2 protein-coding genes are annotated in these 1,292 nt (G+C 66.0%); both read left to right on the forward strand.

Annotated features, from left to right (window positions below):
• A partial coding sequence (locus CCN35_RS26515; RefSeq protein WP_342748657.1) for a hypothetical protein occupies positions 1–726 on the forward strand: 726 nt, incomplete at its 5' end.
• Between the two features lie 97 nt (positions 727–823).
• Positions 824–1,292: radical SAM protein (locus tag CCN35_RS29815; protein WP_245863516.1), on the forward strand; the 469-nt coding region annotated here is incomplete at its 3' end.

Here is a 1,292-nt window from a genome sequence, read left to right on the forward strand (position 1 = left end):
AGAAGCGGTAGCCCTTCCGCCCTCCTGCAGCCAACCACCCAGACAGAAAGTGAAGCCTTTTCCGTGCCTCCTGCAAGCGAACCGCGCCTGGTCCCCTACATCACCCAGCGCAAAGGAGAAGAGGCCGCGCCGGACAACCTCATGATCTGTTTACACGCCTCTGGACCCCGTTTGTACTACCACGACGAGGACCCACGGGACCGGCCCATGCAGAACGTGCTCTGGGCGCGCTGCGAGTTCAATCCCGTGGACCGGCACGGCATGCCGACGGGCGAGCCGCAGTGGAAGCTCATGCATCCCTACCGGCAGATGATGACGATGCGGACCCTGCGGTGCCAGGTCTGCTCCGGGCCTGCGCGAACCTCCCTCGGGATCATCTTTCTGGCCGGACCGAAGGACGAGGACCTGGCACGGCCCACGATCTGCACCAACCAGCCGCCCGTGTGTCCCAAGCATGTGCGGGCTTCCGCAGTGCTCTGTCCGCATCTGGAGAAGAACCCCGTGGTTTTTCTCGCCCGGAGCGCTCCTTTGTTCGGAGTCCACGGCGCCATCTACGGCCTCGACGCAGACAACCAGGTGCGCGTCGTCGCGCGGCCGGACCACGCACTGCCCTTTGACCACCCCAACATTCCCACCGTGCTCGCTTCACAGCTCATCCGACGGCTCAGCTCCTTCCAGGTCATGGATCTGGACGAGGTACAGCGTGAGCTGTCCGCCGCCGCATAGCCCCCGGCACGGGCCGAACACCCAGCTCGTGCTCCCTCACAGCCAGGCGCCGCCCCGCGCCGGTCTCAGGAAAGTCACTCGACGAAGGAAAAACAGCATGACAATCGCTCCCGAGGCTCCGACCCGTCCGGCGGTGCCGAAGTTCCTCNNCACCGAGGCCGCCGCGATCGGGGTGAGGAAAGTGCAGTTCATCGGTGGTGAGCCGACCGTGCACCCGGACTTCAGCCACCTTGTGCACCACGCTCTGGCCATCGGGCTCGACGTGCAGGTCTACAGCAACCTGTATCGCGTGAAGCCGGAGCACTGGGAGCTGTTCGAGCACCCGAAGGTGTCCCTGGCAACCTCGTACTACAGCGATGTGGCCGAGGAACACGAGCGGGTGACCGGCCGGAAGGGCTCGCACGCCGCGACCCGGGCGAACATCGTCCAGGCCCTGCAGCGCGGTGTCCCTCTGCAGGTGGGCATCGTCGAGGTGTTCGAGGGACAGCGCACGGCGCAGGCCCGAGAGGAGCTGCTCGACCTCGGCGTCCGCACGGTGAACGTCGACCGGGTTCGCAGCGTCGGCC

This window comes from Streptomyces thermovulgaris (assembly GCF_002155915.1).
In the GTDB taxonomy this organism is placed as follows: Bacteria; Actinomycetota; Actinomycetes; order Streptomycetales; family Streptomycetaceae; genus Streptomyces; species Streptomyces thermovulgaris.